At 65.6% G+C, this 15,640-nt stretch carries 20 protein-coding genes; 14 read left to right on the top strand and 6 right to left on the bottom strand.

Annotation, left to right across the window (positions count from 1 at the left end):
• Window positions 1–4 precede the first annotated feature (4 nt).
• The 6 genes from OKW41_RS16015 (at window position 5) to OKW41_RS15990 (ending at window position 2,571) form a co-directional block, all read left to right on the top strand.
• Window positions 5–373: a nuclear transport factor 2 family protein gene (locus tag OKW41_RS16015; protein WP_176379337.1), complete on the top strand. Its 369-nt coding sequence runs from the start codon at window positions 5–7 to the stop codon at window positions 371–373.
• 22 nt (window positions 374–395) lie between these two features.
• Window positions 396–677, top strand: a complete 282-nt coding sequence (locus OKW41_RS16010) for a hypothetical protein (RefSeq protein ID WP_429444085.1) — start codon at window positions 396–398, stop codon at window positions 675–677.
• A gap of 80 nt (window positions 678–757) precedes the next feature.
• Window positions 758–1,222: an RbsD/FucU family protein gene (locus tag OKW41_RS16005; RefSeq protein WP_429444084.1), complete on the top strand. Its 465-nt coding sequence runs from the start codon at window positions 758–760 to the stop codon at window positions 1,220–1,222.
• Between the two features lie 36 nt (window positions 1,223–1,258).
• Complete coding sequence (locus tag OKW41_RS16000; protein ID WP_018423431.1) at window positions 1,259–1,666, top strand: VOC family protein; 408 nt, start codon at window positions 1,259–1,261, stop codon at window positions 1,664–1,666.
• 103 nt (window positions 1,667–1,769) lie between these two features.
• Window positions 1,770–2,204 (top strand): DoxX family protein, encoded by a 435-nt coding sequence (locus OKW41_RS15995; protein WP_429573125.1) that lies wholly within the window; start codon window positions 1,770–1,772, stop codon window positions 2,202–2,204.
• 94 nt (window positions 2,205–2,298) lie between these two features.
• Window positions 2,299–2,571, top strand: coding sequence for a hypothetical protein (locus OKW41_RS15990; protein ID WP_429446858.1), 273 nt, complete (start codon window positions 2,299–2,301; stop codon window positions 2,569–2,571).
• A gap of 20 nt (window positions 2,572–2,591) precedes the next feature.
• Here the strand turns inward: OKW41_RS15990 and OKW41_RS15985 are convergent, their stop codons facing one another.
• A complete protein-coding gene (locus tag OKW41_RS15985) occupies window positions 2,592–4,052 on the bottom strand; it encodes an MFS transporter (protein ID WP_429573124.1) in 1,461 nt (486 codons plus the stop codon).
• A 152-nt stretch (window positions 4,053–4,204) separates the two neighbouring features.
• Window positions 4,205–5,506 carry an MFS transporter gene (locus OKW41_RS15980; RefSeq protein WP_429573123.1) on the bottom strand — a complete coding sequence of 434 codons (1,302 nt, stop codon included), beginning with the start codon at window positions 5,504–5,506 and terminating at the stop codon, window positions 4,205–4,207.
• Window positions 5,507–5,802: 296 nt separating this feature from the next.
• Here OKW41_RS15980 and OKW41_RS15975 point away from each other — a divergent pair, with 296 nt between their 5' ends.
• From OKW41_RS15975 to OKW41_RS15940, 8 genes are all read left to right on the top strand, one after another.
• Window positions 5,803–6,510 (top strand): response regulator transcription factor, encoded by a 708-nt coding sequence (locus tag OKW41_RS15975; RefSeq protein WP_429573122.1) that lies wholly within the window; start codon window positions 5,803–5,805, stop codon window positions 6,508–6,510.
• 47 nt (window positions 6,511–6,557) lie between these two features.
• Window positions 6,558–6,680 (top strand): hypothetical protein, encoded by a 123-nt coding sequence (locus OKW41_RS15970; RefSeq protein WP_429573121.1) that lies wholly within the window; start codon window positions 6,558–6,560, stop codon window positions 6,678–6,680.
• A 112-nt stretch (window positions 6,681–6,792) separates the two neighbouring features.
• Window positions 6,793–7,749 carry a 4-hydroxyproline epimerase gene (locus tag OKW41_RS15965; RefSeq protein ID WP_429573120.1) on the top strand — a complete coding sequence of 319 codons (957 nt, stop codon included), beginning with the start codon at window positions 6,793–6,795 and terminating at the stop codon, window positions 7,747–7,749.
• A complete protein-coding gene (locus OKW41_RS15960; RefSeq protein ID WP_429573119.1) occupies window positions 7,746–8,903 on the top strand; it encodes an NAD(P)/FAD-dependent oxidoreductase in 1,158 nt (385 codons plus the stop codon). Before OKW41_RS15965 ends, OKW41_RS15960 begins: the two co-directional genes overlap by 4 nt.
• A complete protein-coding gene (locus tag OKW41_RS15955; protein WP_429444077.1) occupies window positions 8,890–9,165 on the top strand; it encodes a 2Fe-2S iron-sulfur cluster-binding protein in 276 nt (91 codons plus the stop codon). The genes OKW41_RS15960 and OKW41_RS15955 overlap by 14 nt, the downstream gene beginning before the upstream one ends.
• A complete protein-coding gene (locus OKW41_RS15950) occupies window positions 9,162–10,454 on the top strand; it encodes an NAD(P)/FAD-dependent oxidoreductase (protein ID WP_429573118.1) in 1,293 nt (430 codons plus the stop codon). Before OKW41_RS15955 ends, OKW41_RS15950 begins: the two co-directional genes overlap by 4 nt.
• Before the next feature lie 159 nt (window positions 10,455–10,613).
• Window positions 10,614–11,381 carry a helix-turn-helix domain-containing protein gene (locus OKW41_RS15945; protein WP_429444075.1) on the top strand — a complete coding sequence of 256 codons (768 nt, stop codon included), beginning with the start codon at window positions 10,614–10,616 and terminating at the stop codon, window positions 11,379–11,381.
• Between the two features lie 17 nt (window positions 11,382–11,398).
• Window positions 11,399–11,728 (top strand): hypothetical protein, encoded by a 330-nt coding sequence (locus tag OKW41_RS15940; RefSeq protein ID WP_187611238.1) that lies wholly within the window; start codon window positions 11,399–11,401, stop codon window positions 11,726–11,728.
• A gap of 317 nt (window positions 11,729–12,045) precedes the next feature.
• Here OKW41_RS15940 and OKW41_RS15935 read toward each other — a convergent pair whose 3' ends face one another.
• The 4 genes from OKW41_RS15935 to OKW41_RS15920 all read right to left on the bottom strand — a co-directional run bounded on the left by OKW41_RS15935 (window position 12,046) and on the right by OKW41_RS15920 (window position 15,571).
• Window positions 12,046–12,525, bottom strand: a complete 480-nt coding sequence (locus OKW41_RS15935) for a DUF2778 domain-containing protein (protein WP_429353266.1) — start codon at window positions 12,523–12,525, stop codon at window positions 12,046–12,048.
• A 244-nt stretch (window positions 12,526–12,769) separates the two neighbouring features.
• On the bottom strand, window positions 12,770–13,024 hold the full coding sequence (locus OKW41_RS15930; RefSeq protein ID WP_429444072.1) for a hypothetical protein: 255 nt from the start codon (window positions 13,022–13,024) through the stop codon (window positions 12,770–12,772).
• A 153-nt stretch (window positions 13,025–13,177) separates the two neighbouring features.
• A complete protein-coding gene (locus tag OKW41_RS15925) occupies window positions 13,178–13,510 on the bottom strand; it encodes a hypothetical protein (protein ID WP_429444071.1) in 333 nt (110 codons plus the stop codon).
• A 168-nt stretch (window positions 13,511–13,678) separates the two neighbouring features.
• On the bottom strand, window positions 13,679–15,571 hold the full coding sequence (locus OKW41_RS15920) for a bifunctional sugar phosphate isomerase/epimerase/4-hydroxyphenylpyruvate dioxygenase family protein (protein WP_429573117.1): 1,893 nt from the start codon (window positions 15,569–15,571) through the stop codon (window positions 13,679–13,681).
• Between the last annotated feature and the right edge of the window lie 69 nt (window positions 15,572–15,640).

The raw sequence follows: 15,640 nt of genomic DNA, 5'->3' as shown, positions 1-15,640 counted from the left end.
TGAGATGAATGCGCATACCGATTTGATCGACCGTTATTTCGATACCTGGAACGAGACCGATGGCGCGCGGCGTCGCGAGTTGATCGCGGCAACGTGGAGCGCCGATGCCGACTATCGCGACCCGCTGCTGGCGGGCGCGGGCCACGATGGCATCGACGCCATGATCCGCGCGGTGCATGAGCGTTTTCCGCATCACACGTTTCGCCGTACGACCGACGTCGACGGCTTCGCGAATCGCCTGCGCTTCTCGTGGGCACTGACGACCCCCGCGGGCGAGGCGATCGTGAAGGGCTCGGACTTCGGCGTGGTGGACGCGCATGGGCGTCTGCAAGCGGTCACCGGTTTTCTCGACGAAACCCCCGGCGCCGCCTGAGGCGTTTTTCACGGAGACGATCATGCACGAGCCCGCCGCTGCCAAGCCCGCACAAGTCCATCTCGCGTTGCTGCGCGCCGCGGCCGCGCTCGATGCGTTATCGAGCGCGATCGCCGGTTTCGCGCTGCTCGGCGGCGCGCGGGCGTTCATGTTCATCGCACTGCTCGGTTGGCGCGAGCCGGTGCTCGGCGGCGCGGGGCTCGTGCTGCTCGCTTTGGTCGGATGGCTGCGCTGGCAATGCGGTGCGAGCGCAGCGCCGCGAGACGTCCGGCGCGCTTGCTACAATCGATCGTCGTGCGGATGAAGCGTGACACGCGTCATCTTGCGCAAAGCTCACGACCTTACCCCCGCAGCATGTTCCCAATCGAACGACCTGGAGACCCCGTGCTGAAAAATCTGGACCCGCTACTGAACGCCGATATCCTGCACGCGCTGCGCTCGATGGGCCACGGCGACGAGCTCGTGATCTGCGACGCCAACTTCCCGGCCGACGCCGTCGCGCGCGATACCGTGCTCGGCAAGCCGCTGCGTCTCGACGGCGTCAGTTCGCCGCGCGCGATCCGCGCGGTGTTGTCGGTGCTGCCGCTCGACACCTTTATCGAGCATCCCGCGTCGCGCATGGAAGTGGTTGGCGAGCCCCAAACGATTCCCGCGGTGCAGCGCGAAGCGCAAGCCGAGGTCAACGCGGGCGAGGGGCGCGAGGTGCGCTTCGTGTCGATCGAGCGATTCGCGTTTTACGAGCGTGCGCGCCAGGCATACTGTGTGATCGCGACGGGCGAGGAGCGCGGCTATGGCTGCTTCGTATTCACGAAGGGCGTATTGCTCGCGCCGGACGCGCCACGCGCATAGTCGCTACCCCCTTTCTCGATTCATCACGACAAACCCATGAGCTTCCAGCTAGCCAGTCTCGATCATCTCGTTCTGAACGTCGCCGACGTCGAAGTGAGCGCGGCATGGTACGCGCGGATGCTCGGCATGCGACGCACCGAGTTCGCGTCGCGCACCGGCACGCGCGTGGCGATGAACTACGGCAATCAGAAGATCAACCTGCGTCCCGCGTCGGCCGATACCGTCGCCTGGTTCACGTCGCGCGAGGTGGTGCCGGGCACGGCGGACCTGTGCTTCGTGACCACCGCAAGCCCGGACGACGTCAAGGCGCACTGGCTCGCGCAAGGCGTCGCTATCGAGGCGGGGCCGGTGGAGCGCGACGGCGCGCGCGGCAAGATGACCTCGGTGTATTGCCGCGACCCGGACGGCAACCTGATCGAGGTCGCCACGTATCCGTCAGCGTGAGCGGGCTTGGAAATCGCGGCCATTGCTCATATGCTCAGGAGCGAGGCGGGGAACTGAGCCCTTGCATTCGGGTCTGCTGCTTATTCATTACAGGAGTCCCCCCATGTCGCGTCCCGTCGATTTCGGCATCATTTTCATCGCCCGTCTTGCGCTTTCCGTGCTGTTCCTGTGGAGCGGGGTGATGAAACTGCTGGGCTATGCGGGCTTCGTCGGCTACCTGCATTCGAAAGGCGTGCCGTTCGTGCAGATCGCCGCGCCGATCGCAACCGCGGTCGAGGTGCTCGGCGGCCTGCTGCTCGTGGTCGGCTTCAAGGTACGGCCGCTCGCGCTGGTCATGGCGGTGTATACGGTCGCGACGGCGGTGCTCGGCCACGACTTCTGGAATATCACGGACCCTGCGTTGCAGCACGACATGGTGATTCATTTCTGGAAGAACATCGGAATCGCGGGCGGTTTCCTGCTGCTGTTCGTCACCGGCGCGGGGCGTCTGAGCATCGACAATGCGCGCGCGCCGCGCAGCGGACTCGGCGGCCTGTAAAGCGGGCTGTAAAGCGTGAGCGCGCGCAGTCGGCGCGGCCCGCATCCTGCTACATAGCAGGATTTCCAATCCGCGCCAATCATGGGAGCAGATGATGATTCAGAACTTCGAGCAAATGATCGGCGGCAAGCTCACGCAACTGTGCGCGAGTCTCGGCGAAGGGCCGACGCCGCATCGTGTGATCATCAGCCTCGCCGAGTCGGCGAAGACGCTGGTGGTTCTGGATGCGTCCGGATTCATCGGCACGCTGAAGGCGGAGATCGAGGACCCGGAAAAGCTGGTCGCGGATGCGATCGCCAAGGCGCGCAACGAAGGCCTGATCGAGCGCGCAATCGATACCGGCACGATTCAGGAGGCGTCGCTGTAGGCGCCTGCATTACACACCGCTTACTTACTCGCGGCGCTCGCGCCGCGCGCAGACGATGCCGCCGCGTGCGGCTCCGGATGCACGAAACACGCGAGCACGAGACCCAGCACCAGCAGTCCCACCGAAATAGCCGTCGCCGCTTGCATCCCCGGCACGATCTGCGTCGCGGCCGCACCGCCCGCGAGCGCGCCGAAGGCCGCCACACCCACCGCGCCGCCGGCCTGGCGCGCCGTGTTCAATACCGCCGACGCCGTGCCCGCGCGCCGCGCTTCGGTCGATGCGAGCACCGCCGTGGTCATCGCCGGCACCGCGAGTCCCATGCCCGACGGAATCAGCAAAAACGGCAGCAGCAGGCCAATCAGCGGCGTCTCCGCGTCGACGAGATGCAGCAGGCCATAGCCGAGACCGGCCGTGATCGCGCCGAGGATCATCGGCACGCGCACTCCCAGGCGGCCGATTACCCAGCCGCTCGCGACGTTCGAAATCAGGAAGCCGCCCGTCAGCGGCAGGAACGCGAGGCCCGCCTGCAACGGCGTGTAGTCGCGCACGCGCTGCAGGTAAAGGCTCAGCACGAACACCATGCCGTAATACGTCAGATTCACGCAGATGCCGAACAGCACCGCCGCGCTGAACGTGCGCGTGCCGAACAGCGACAGCGGCAGCATCGGGCGCGCGACGCGCGCTTCGACGAACACGAACGCACCCGCCGCCAGCAGCGCCAGCACGAAGCCGCCGGCGACCAGCGGATGCGCGAGCCCGAGCGGCCGCCATTCGATCACCGCGGCGACGAACGCGGTTAGCGCGACGATCGCGAGACACTGGCCGCCGAGATCGATGCCGCGTGGCGTCGCGCCGGTGTTGCCGCGAGCGGCGGCCGGCACGCCGCGTTGCGAGGTTTGCGGACGCGGAATCCACAGCAGTGTCGCGAGCAGGCCGGCCGCGCAGATCGGTAGATTGACGAGAAAGATGCTGCGCCAGCCGAAGGCGGCGATCAGCAGACCGCCAGCCACCGGCCCGGCCGCGATCGAAATCGCGCCGGAGGCGGTCCACAGGCCGACCGCGCGTGCCCGCAGCTTCGGTTCGTGGCCGAACGACTGATTGAGCAGCGCGAGCGAATTCGGCAGCATCGCGGCCGCGCCGATGCCTTGCACCGCGCGCGCGGCGATCAGCATCGGGGCGTCGAGCGCGAGCCCGCAGGCCAGCGACGCGAGCGCGAACAGCACGATTCCGCACGCATACATGCACCGCGCGCCGAAGCGGTCGCCGAGCGCGCCGGCCGACAGCATCAGCACCGCAAACGCGAGCGTGTATGCATCGACGACCCATTGCAGGCCCGCGACGTTCGCGTGCAGGTCCGCGCCGATTCGTGGCAACGCGATGTTGACGATGGTCACGTCGAGTTGCGTGACCACGAAGCCGACGCTGACGGTCGCGAGAACGCGACCGAGGGCGGCCGAAAAGGAGGGTGTGGATGAGTTCATGACTGCATCGTAAGCACGATGCAGCGCGCCACGTTTCGGCGTGGCGTGAAGTATGAATGTCGCCTGAACGAGCGACGGCGCGTCGAAAGCCGCGCCGTCGGAGCGTTGCGTCGACGCGCTAGATGTGGATCGACGAAGCGAGATCCACCGGGTCAATGGCCCCGCGGCGCATCCTTGATGAACAGCGTGGTCAGCGCGCCCAGCACGCAGATCGCCGCGACGTACAGCGGCGCGGCCAGCGGGTTCGACTTCATCATCAGCGATACGGCGATCGGCGTCAGACCGCCGAACACCGCATACGCGACGTTGTACGAGAACGAGATGCCCGAGAAGCGCACCACTGGCGGGAATCCGCGGACCATCACGAGCGGAATCGCGCCGATCACGCCGACGAAAAGTCCGGCCAGTGCATACAGCGGCACGAGCAGGGAGGTATCGACGGCCAACTGGCGAAACATCACGTAGTACGTGATCGCAAGCGCAACGCCGCCGACGAAAATCGTGCGACCCGCGCCAATGCGTCCGGCGATCGAACCCGCCACCACGCAGCCGATCGTCAGGCACAGCGTCGCGACACAGTTCGCGAGCAGCGCAGTGGCCGGCTCGATGTGGAATTGCTTTTGCAGCAGCGTCGGCGTCATCAGGATCACGACGACGATCGCCGCCGACAGCATCCAGGTGAGCAGCATCGACACGATCACCGCGCGGCCGTGATCGCGCAGTACGGCCTTCAGCGGCACTTCCGCGGCGATCGCCTTGCGTTGCTTCAGTTCGGCGAACACCGGCGTCTCGTGCAGCCAGCGGCGCAGATAGACCGAGAACATGCCGAACACGCCGCCGATGAGGAACGGAACACGCCACGCATATTCGGAAATATCGGCCGGCGTGAAATGGCGATTGACCGCCGACGCAATCAGCGAGCCGAGCAGAATGCCCGCCGTGAGGCCGGCCGTCAGCGTGCCGCACGCATAGCCGACGTGCCGCCCGGGCACATGCTCTGCGACGAACACCCATGCGCCCGGGACTTCGCCGCCGACCGCCGCGCCCTGCATCACGCGGAACAGCAACAGCAGCACCGGCGCGAGCACGCCGATGCTCGCGTAGGTGGGCATCAGGCCCATCAGCAGCGTCGGCACCGACATCAGCAGCACGCTCAGCGTGAACATACGCTTGCGGCCGAACAGGTCGCCGAAGTGCGCCATGATGATGCCGCCGAGCGGCCGCGCCAGATAACCAGCCGCGAAAATGCCGAAGGTCTGCACCTGACGCAGCCAGTCCGGCATCGCCGCCGGGAAGAACAGCTGGCCGATCGCCGGCGCGAAGAAAACGAAGATGATGAAGTCGTAGAACTCGAGCGCTCCGCCGAGCGCGGCGAGACCGAGTGTCTTGTAATCGCTGTGCCCAAGCGGGCGGGGGGTGACAGCCTGCGCTCCACCCAGATTTGTCGCTTGCATTGCCATGTCTTTTGATGAATTGTGAGCCACGCGGCGGGTGACGCGTGGACATACGGCGGTCGTCGGGCGAGAAGTGTGGCAGGCGCTGGGTAGAGCACGGGACACGGGCGCGCCGTCCGGATAGGGCGGGTGCGCTGACGACGGAGGCCGGCGCGGATTTTACAGGATGAAAGCGGAAGTCCTGCGGAAGCGCCCAGTTGGGCGAAGAAAGCGGCGGAAAATCGGAATGCTCCGAAGGGAGGGACCGGGGTGCGGCTCGGAGAATGGACTGCATGTCCTTGTCGAGAGCCCATCCCATGCGCGTTGCAGTTCTTCAGCGTGACCCGGTCATGCGTCAGTCCATTGAATCAAGTCTGGTAAGAGCCGGCCATTTCTGCGCGGCCTATGACGACGGCGTTGCGTTGTCGAGGTCGCTCGTGCGCTCCACGATGGATCTGCTGGTGCTCGACTGGCAGGATATGCGGTCCGCCGGCGCGGACCTGTTGCGCTCGGTGCGCCGCGTGGCAGGCGAGCACGTGCCGATCATGTTCGTGTCGAACGACGGCTCGGAGGAAAGCATGGTGCGCGCGCTCGCCGGCGGTGCCGACGATTACCTCGCGTTGCCGCTGCGAGACGCCGAGTTTCGCGCGCGAGTCGCGGCGCTTCTGCGGCGCGCGTATCCGGAGCGTTTCAGCGCCGCGACCTGTTTCGAGATCGGCCCCTATTGCTTCGACACGATCCGCCGGGCGGTCACGCTGCGCGGCGAGCCGGTGTCGCTGTCGCCCACCCAGTACCGGATCGCGGCGCTGTTCTTTTCCAACGTCGATCGCGTGATGTCGCGCGACCATATCTTCGCGACGGTGTGGGGCCGCGAACTGCACGAGTTCACGCGGACCATCGACAGTCACGTGTCACGGCTGCGTCTGCTGCTCGCGATCGAGCCGCACAATGGTTTCCGGCTGCAGCCGGTATACAGAAGCGGCTACCGGTTGCTGCGGCTTCACGACCCTGTACTCAGGGAGTGAAAATTGGCAGTCGGCGCGCACGGCATGAGGTCGCCACGGCCAGGTATATGCTGAAATCCGCGTTGCAGCCGGTCACGCTCGCCAGCGGTGTTCATTCTCCTTACCTGTCCGTATCGGTTAGCCGGGTTACCGTGTTTGCACTGATGGTCGTCGACGCCGATACCGAATAGCGGGACGTTTCGCGCGCCGCGCGTGCGGCGGCTCGCGCATCGCGCCGCTATGCCGAAATCGTCTCAATCCGCGCGTACGCGCACCAAGACCCACCGGCCCGCGATTCCTACCATGGGCGACATGAAAACCCTCAACATCATCGACTCGCACACCGGCGGTGAGCCCACCCGCCTCGTGGTGTCGGGTGGCCCGGATCTGGGCGGCGGCACGCTCGCGCAACGGCTCGAGGTTTTCCGCACCCGCTTCGACGACTGGCGGGCCGGCATCGTCACCGAACCGCGGGGCTCGGACGTGGTGGTCGGCGCATTGCTCTGCGAGCCCGACGATCCGACTTGCGCGGCCGGCGTGATCTTCTTCAACAACGTCGGCTATCTCGGCATGTGTGGGCACGGCACCATCGGGCTCGTCGTGTCGCTCGCGCACATGGGGCGGATCGGGCCGGGACGACACCGCATCGAAACGCCGGTCGGCATGGTCGAGGCGACGCTGAACGAAGACGGCGGCGTCGCGGTGCGCAACGTGCCCGCGTATCGCCACCACAAGGCGGTGAAGGTCGACGTGCCAGGTTATGGCGCGCTGACCGGCGACATCGGCTGGGGCGGCAACTGGTTTTTCCTCGTCGCCGAGCATGGGCACGCGCTCGAAGCCGCGAACATCGCGAGCCTGACGGCTTTCAGCTCGGCGATTCGCGACGCGCTGATCGCGCAGAACATCACCGGCGCGAGCGGCGCGCTGATCGACCATATCGAGCTGTTCGGACCGGGTTCGCGCGAGGGCCTCGACAGCCGCAGCTTCGTGCTGTGTCCCGGCAATGCGTACGACCGCTCGCCGTGTGGCACCGGCACGAGCGCGAAGGTCGCGTGTCTCGCGGCCGACGGCAAGCTCGCCGAAGGCGCGGTTTGGCGCCAGGAGAGCATCATCGGCAGCGTGTTCGAGGCGAGCTATCGCGCGGCGGGCGACGGCGTCCACGTGATTCCGACCATCACCGGTCACGCGCACATCATGGCCGAAGGGCGTCTGTGTTTCGACGAGCGCGATCCGTTCGCGTGGGGTATCCGGACCGCATGAGCCCGGACGCGCTGATCATCGGAGCGGGTATCGTCGGTGCCGCGTGCGCGGCGGAACTGGCCGCGCTCGGCATGCGCGTCGACGTGCTCGACGCGCAGCGCATCGGCGGCGGCGCGACGGCGGCCGGCATGGGCCATATCGTCGTGATGAACGACTCGCCTGCCGAATTCGCGCTGAGCCGCTATTCGCGCGAGCTATGGCTCGAACTCGCGCCGCAGCTGCGCGCGCGCGACGCGTTCGCGCGCTGCGGCACGCTGTGGGTCGCAGCCGACGACGAAGAACGGCGAGCCGCCCGCGCAATGCAGGCGGCGTTTGGGAGCCAAGGCGTCGCCGCGCAATTGCTGGACTCGGCCGAACTGCGCGCCTGCGAACCGGCGCTCGCACCATCGATGGCGGGTGGCTTGCGCATCGAGCACGACAGCATCGTTTATGCGCCGACCGCCGCTGAATGGCTGCTCACGCAGTCGCCGCATGCGGCGAATATCAGCGTGCGACTTGGAGCGCCGGTCGCGTCGCTCGGTGCAGGTGGCGTGACCCTGACGTGCGGCGAGTGCACCAGCGCGGCGCACGTGGTCGTCGCGAACGGCCTCGGGGCGGCGCAATTGTTGCCGTGGCTGCCGTTGCAGCCGAAGAAAGGCCATCTGCTGATCACCGACCGCTACCCGGGGCTGATCCGTCATCAACTGCTCGAACTTGGCTATATCAAGAGCGCGCATCACGCGACCGGCACGTCGGTCGCGTTCAACGTACAGCCGCGTCCGACCGGGCAACTGCTGATCGGCTCGTCGCGCCAGTTCGAAACAACCGATTCCGCCGTCGAGATGCCGGTGCTCGCCCAGATGCTGCAACGCGCCGCGCAGTATCTGCCGCGGTTGCCGGCGCTCAGCGGCATCCGCGCGTGGACGGGGTTTCGCGCGGCGTCGCCGGACGGCCTGCCGCTGATCGGACCGGCCGGCGAGTTCGCGCCCGACGTCGGCTCTGGCTCCGCATCCCGCCTATGGCTCGCGGTCGGCCACGAAGGGCTTGGCGTAACGACCTCGCTCGCGACCGCGAAACTACTCGCGGCGCAGATCGCGGGCCATGCCGCGCCGATTCCGTGCGAACCTTATCTACCGGTGCGTTTTGCAGAGCAGGTGGCCCATGACCGACACTGACACGGCCCGCATTCGTTTGACCGTCGACGGCCGCAGCATCGAAGTGAAACCCGGCACGACCATAGCCGCGGCGCTCGCGATCGCGGGTGTGCGCGGCTCGCGGCTGTCGGTCAAGGGCGAGCCGCGCGAAGCCTTGTGCGGGATGGGCGTGTGCCAGGAGTGCCGCGTGACGATCGACGGTCACGCGCACGCGCTTGCGTGCCAGACGCTATGCCGCGACGGCCAGCGCGTGCAGACACGAAACGGGACAGAACACGCATGACGCAGCACTTCGACATCGTGGTGATCGGCGGTGGTCCGGCCGGGCTCAATGCCGCGCGGGCGGCGGCGCAGGCGGGCGCGACGGTCGCGCAGATCGATGACAATCCGCGCGCCGGCGGCCAGGTCTGGCGCCAGGGGCCCGCCTATCCGCCGCAAGCAGCGTTGCATGCGTTGCTCGCGGCGTTGCAATCGCAGCAAAACTTCACCTACTGGCCATCGACGCGCGTGATCGCGCCGCTCGGCGCGCAAGGCTTGCTGCTCGAATCCGCCGAACACGGCGGCGTGTCGATCACCTATGACAGACTGATTCTTGCGACCGGCGCGCGCGAGCGTCTTCTGCCGTTTCCCGGCTGGACCTTGCCCGGCGTGACCGGCGCGGGCGCATTACAGGCGCTGATCAAAGGCGGCATGCCGGTGCGCGACGAACGGATCGTGATCGCCGGCAGCGGCCCGCTGCTGATGGCCGCGCTCGCCACTGCGCGAGAAGCCGGCGCGCGCGTGATCGCGGTGGTCGAGCAGGCATCGGCGGCCGAGGTCGCGCGTTTCGGCGTGTCGCTGCTGCGCGAGCCCGCGAAGCTGCGTCAGGCGATCAGCCTCACGCGCGGCTTCGCGGGACTGCGCTACTGGACCGGCAGCATCGTGAGCGAAGCCCGTGGCGCGCAGCGCGTGCAACAGGTGACGATCCGGCGCGGTGAACGCGAGGCGACGCTCGATTGCGACCGCGTCGCGTGCGGCTTCGGACTGCTGCCGAACGTCACGCTTGCCCAGGCGCTTGGCTGCGCGATCAACGACGCGGGCGAAATCGTCATCGACGACGGACAGCGCACCTCGCTCGAACGCGTTTATGCAGCGGGCGAGTGCACGGGCGTCGGCGGCGCTGAGCTCGCTGGCGCGGAAGGCGAGATCGCCGGTCTCGTGGCGAGCGGCGCGGCGAGCACGCGACGCGCCGCGCTGGCGGCGCTCGTCGCGCAACGCGCTCGCTGGCGGGGCTTTGGCGCGCGCGTCGCGGCGTCGTTCGCATTGGGCGAGGCCGCGCGCACGCCGCCCGCCGACGCGACGCTGTTGTGCCGTTGCGAGGACGTGAGCGTCGGCGAGGTGCGCCGCTGCGCCGACTGGCGTGACGCGAAACTGCAGACACGCTGCGGTATGGGCCCTTGCCAGGGGCGCATCTGCGGCGCGGCCGCGAGCCTGTACTTCGGCTGGCCGGCCGCCGCGGCGCGTCCGCCGTTCAGTCCGGCGCAAATCGGCACGCTGATGAGCGCCGCCGAACCGCTGACTGCGGCGCCATGACGGCTCCGCGCTTACCCTCGGTAGATATTGGCGGGCGACGCGCGGCTCTATAATCGACCGCAATCAACCGCACGAGCAGGCTGCCCGGCCGCACCGGCGCAGCGATCCGCGAACGCAACCTAACGCAATCAACCAGGCACGCACCCACGGAACCGCACGATGAACACGCTGGCGCATCCGCTCGAAACCGACGATACGACGCTGTCCGGCATGCTGTCGCATTTCAGGTTGCTCGAGCCGGTATTCGATGCAATGCCGGATGTCGTGTTCTTCGTCAAGGACGCCGACGCGCGGTATGCGCTCGTCAACCGCACGCTCGCTTCGCGTTGCGGCTTCAAGGAAAAGGCTGCGCTGCTCGGCAAGACCGCGGAAGACGTGTTTCCGCGCCGCTTCGGGCGCATCTATACCGCGCAGGACAAGGCGATCGTCGGCGTCGGCAACCAGATGCTCGATCAGCTCGAACTGCATCTGTATCCGGGCCGTCAACCGGGCTGGTGCCTGACCTGCAAACAGCCGTTGCGCGATGCGACGGGCAAGGTGGTCGGCCTCGCCGGCATCTCCCGCGATCTGAAAGCCGACGAAAGCAGCCATCCGGCCTACAGCCGGCTTGCCGCGGTCGTGCAGTCGATCCAGGAGAATTACGTGCAGCCGCTGAACCTGAAGCAGCTTGCGGCGATGGCGGACATGTCGGTCGCGCAGCTGGAGCGGTACTTTCACAAGGTGTTTCATCTGACGCCGCGCCAGGTGCTCCTGAAAACGCGACTCGATGCGGCGACCGCGCTGCTGGTGTCGCACGACAAGGTTACCGACGTCGCCGCGCGTTGCGGCTACACCGATCACAGCGCGTTCACACGGCAATTCAAGGCGACCGTCGGCGTCACACCGACCGAATACCGGATGTTGCTGCACGGTACGCTGCGCGGCTGAACGGCGTCGCACGTGTCATGGCGGGTCGCGCGCATCACTACTACGTGTACGTCGTCGCGCTCGACGACAAGGTGTGGAACGAGGCGCGCTTTCGTCGCGCGAATCCCGGTTACCGTTTCGACAAGCCGTGCGTGTACGTCGGCATGACGGGGCTCGACCCGGACTTGCGCTTCGATCGGCACAAGGCGGGCATTCAGGCGAATCGCTATGTGCGCGACTACGGCCTGCGTCTGATGCCTGAACTGTACGACGTGTTCAACCCGATGCCTTACCGCGGCGCGCAGGATATGGAAGTGGAATTGGCGATCGGGCTGCGCGAGGCGGGGTATGGGGTGTGGCAGGCTTGAAAGGCTTGATGCGGCCGAATTCCATTGTGACGATCGTGCTCAATGTGCTCGCCGCCATGCGATGACGCTTGCCGGCACTACCAATGCGATGGCGACGATATATCCCGAAACGATCAGCACAAAGTTGCCCCAGGCCTCGACATCGTAGGCGTCGGGCTCCCAATTGGGATATAGGCAACGCAGTAGCCATCGAACGGAACCGGCGAACCATAACGGTATCTGGAACGATAGTTGTTGCGTGCCCCATGCGAGTGCAGTGCCCAATGCGACCCATATCCCAAGTGCACTGATGCACCATCGAAGCAATTGGGCGTATCTCATCGCACTTCCACTCGCCCGTAAGCTCGCATGTTAGTTCCTGGTATTGGCAGCGTTGGCGAAGTCCGACGGATATAGCGCTGCAGCCGCTCAAAGCCAGCCAGATCTTTTACGGTAATGCAACCTTGGCTTAGATGCCTCGACCCTTCGGGATGAAGGCGGAATTGACCCCGCCGGATGCCTTGAATCATCGTCACGTCGCCGCCGTGAGGATTCCACAGCGTGAACCATTTGTGCCGATCACTACTTCCGAAGTGTTCACCGATAAAGTCCCTTAGTCCCCCGATGCGTCCGCCGGATTGGCGGTCAATCAGGTAGTACGTGCCGGGAGGTATCGGGCCGACATCCACATCCGCGACATTGTCGGGATTGTCCCTGCCGGCTCTCTGACCCGAATAGGCCTCGACCGCGCCAAAGCCTGAACAGACGAATCGTGAAGTCTCTTTCCGATTGAGTTCGAAGGTACAGCTTACTGTCATTGGTTTTTGCTCCAGAATTCCCTGAGGTGGCGGAGCAATGACTATTGCGTGTACGTCGGTGCCAGACAATCGGAGCGTTCTTAAAGATGCCTCGCATGTCTACGAAACTGATGCGGAAGCGCGGCGGTCTGATCTATCGCCAAAAACGTAGGCCACGCTCAATGGCTGTGCCTGAATAGAAAAAAGCCGCGTCAACGCAAAGCGTTGACGCGGCATCGGATGACCGGGTCGCGAGCCGATCTGCTTACTTCACCCCAAGCCCTCGCAACACCGCATTACCCTCGGACGTCAGACGGATATGCGGCGTGCCCGCATCGTTCGAAACGGTCTCGACGAGACCTGCTTCGTAAAGCTGCGGAATTTCGGGTTTTGCGGATGCATCGATCGGCGCGTGCAGCAGCAGCAGCAGCGTCGCGAGCTCGTGATGGCTCAACAGACGGCGCAGGATAGTAGGCCGTTTGGCCGGTGTTTCGTTGGTGTTCGGTTCGGGCTGGTTCATGGAGCGCACCTGGTACGGGGACATGTCCGGGGATCTTGCGGACGAAGTCTTAAACGATTCTTAAGACTCCATTGTCCTGTAACACCGTGACATGAACGTTGCAATGGATCAGATTCCGGCGCCTGCAACTTCGCCTTTATGCGCCACAAAGCCTTATGGCGCGCAGGTTTTGCTTGCCGATTCGATCCACAGGTTGCTTACATGACGCTTGCCCGCATAGAAACGGTAAGTTGTCGCGCCGTTGTCGCTGCGTACCTTGACGATGTTCGAGTCGCCGAAGTCGAGCATCTGACCCTGCGGGATCCCGGTCGACTTGAACGCGGCGTTGTGGTGGTTGGCTATCTGCGTCAGACAGGCGACCACGTCGTCGACGGAACGCTGTGTCGTCGTGTCCGTGATGGGTTCGCCGGAATCGGGGTCTTTCTGGAAATACGCGCAAGCGCTGAGCAGTAGCGAAAGGGACAGGACTGCAGCGAACTTCTTCATATCTCTCCTGGCGTTGATTCGGCGATTCGGCTGAGCAGGCGCCATTATATCGAGACGGCGAGCCTGTCCCAATCGGGGACGCAGGTCGCGTGCCTGAAAAGACGAAATCCGTATCGACGCGGCGACTTCCAATGGCGAAGCCGCCGTCGTGCCTCCGGTGTCCGCCCGTTACTTGCGCCGCTGCGCCTGCGCCGCGAGCCGCACCGCCGCATTGGCCGCGCCGTAGCCGTCATAGCCGCCGCGCCGCTCGACGATCTCGAGGAAGAAGCGCTGGTCGAGTTGCTCCGTATAACCGTGGAAAAACTCGCCGCCGCGTTCGTCGCGGTCGTACAGGATATTGTTGGCGCGCATCGCTTCGAGCAGCGTGTCGGACAGCGCGTAGCGGGCCGCGAGGTCGTCGTAGTAATTGCGCGGAATGCGCAGGATCGGCACGCCGTCGGCGACGAACTCGGGGATAGCGCTGAAGATGTCGCCGGTACTGAACGCGACGTGGTTTAGTCCGGAGCCGTGATACGTGTGCAGCGCCTCGGCCACCGCCGTATGGCGATCCACCGATGCATTCAGCGCGATCCGCACCGAGCCGTCGGGGCTGCGCAGCGCGCGGCTGCGCACGAGGCCGTACGGATCGGGAACGAGCACCCCCGGCTCGGCCAGGAAGCCGAACGCGGTGCGCAGAAACAGCACCCACGTATCGAGCGCACTCGCCGGCACCGACAGACACACGTGATCGATGCGCTCGAGCGGTCCCACCTCGGTCGGGCCGTTGACGTCGGTCAGCACGAAATCGGCCTCGAACAGCGTGGGCTGATCGGGCGTTTCGTCGACGAAATAGTTGAGACTGCCATCCGGCGCCTGCACGGCCGGCAGCACGCGCTCGTTCGGCCCGATCTGGCCGGAGAACGGCGCGTAGCCAAAGCCGGCCGCGCGCTCGAATGCGTGGCTCGCGTCATCGACACGAAACGCCGATGCGCACAGCGACAAACCATGCTGCTGAAAAAACGCGTTCGCGAACGAATCGGGCTCGGCGTTCAGCACGATCGAGGCCGCGCCGTGCTGATACAGCGTTACGTCCTTCGAGCGATGCTGGCCGGCCTGGCGAAAGCGCAGCTTGCCGAGCCAGTCGGCTAGCTGCGTGCGCGTGGTGTGATCGACCGCGAATTCGAGGAACTGATAGCCGACGTGCGCGGGCGCGGCGGGCGAGCGGTACAGGCCGCCTGTCGTTTTGCGCGGCTGCTGTTGCTCTTCGAGCAACGCGCGAGTTTGCTCTTCGAGGAACAACAACGAGCGATGGCCATCGGCGGCCGTGATCGTGGTGGGGGCGGCGCGAAAGCCGTCGTTGAAGATTTCCAGCGAAAGCGGGCCCTTGTAGCCAGCTTTGACGACCTGTGCGGTGAAGTTCGCGAGATCGAAGTCGCCCTGGCCGGGGAAGCAGCGGTAGTGGCGGCTCCATTCGAGCACGTCCATCGCAAGCTTCGGCGCGTCCGCGATCTGCACGAACGCGATGCGCTCGCCAGGAATGTCGGCGATCGCGTCGGGCGTGTCGTTCAGCGACAGCGTATGAAAGCTGTCGAGCACGAGCCCGAGATTCGGATGATTCACGGCGTCGACAAGCTTCCACGCGTGGCGATAGGTCTTTACGTGCCTGCCCCAGGCGAGCGCTTCGTAACCGGCGACCACGCCAGCCGCTTCGGCCGTGCGGGCGAGCGCGCCCAACTGGTCGATCATCAGCGAGTCGTCGCAGATCGTGTCCGGCGACACGTTGCTGCACACGAGGATGCGGTCCGTGCCTAGCTCGTGCATTACGTCGAACTTGCGCTTCGCGCGGTCGAGATTACGCTCGAGCCGTTCGGGACTGACGCCGTCGAAATCGCGAAACGGCTGGAACAGCATGATCTTCAGGCCGAGGTCGTCGGCGATGCGGCGCACGTCGGCGGGCGAGCCGTCGAAATACAGCAGGTCGTTCTCGAAGATTTCGACACCTTCGAAACCCGCCGCGCGGATCGCGCTCAGCTTCTCGACGAGGGTGCCGCTAATCGACACGGTGGCAATCGAACGTTGCATGAACGGCTCCTGCAAAAACGGACAAACGAGGGGGAAACTCAGAGAAAAACCGCGGCGGCGCGCCTGGCG

It is taken from the genome of Paraburkholderia sp. UCT70 (genome assembly GCF_050434085.1).
Taxonomy (GTDB): Bacteria; Pseudomonadota; Gammaproteobacteria; order Burkholderiales; family Burkholderiaceae; genus Paraburkholderia; species Paraburkholderia tuberum.
The sequence above is the reverse complement of the archived record's forward strand: the minus strand, read 5'-3'. Positions and strand labels throughout refer to the sequence as shown.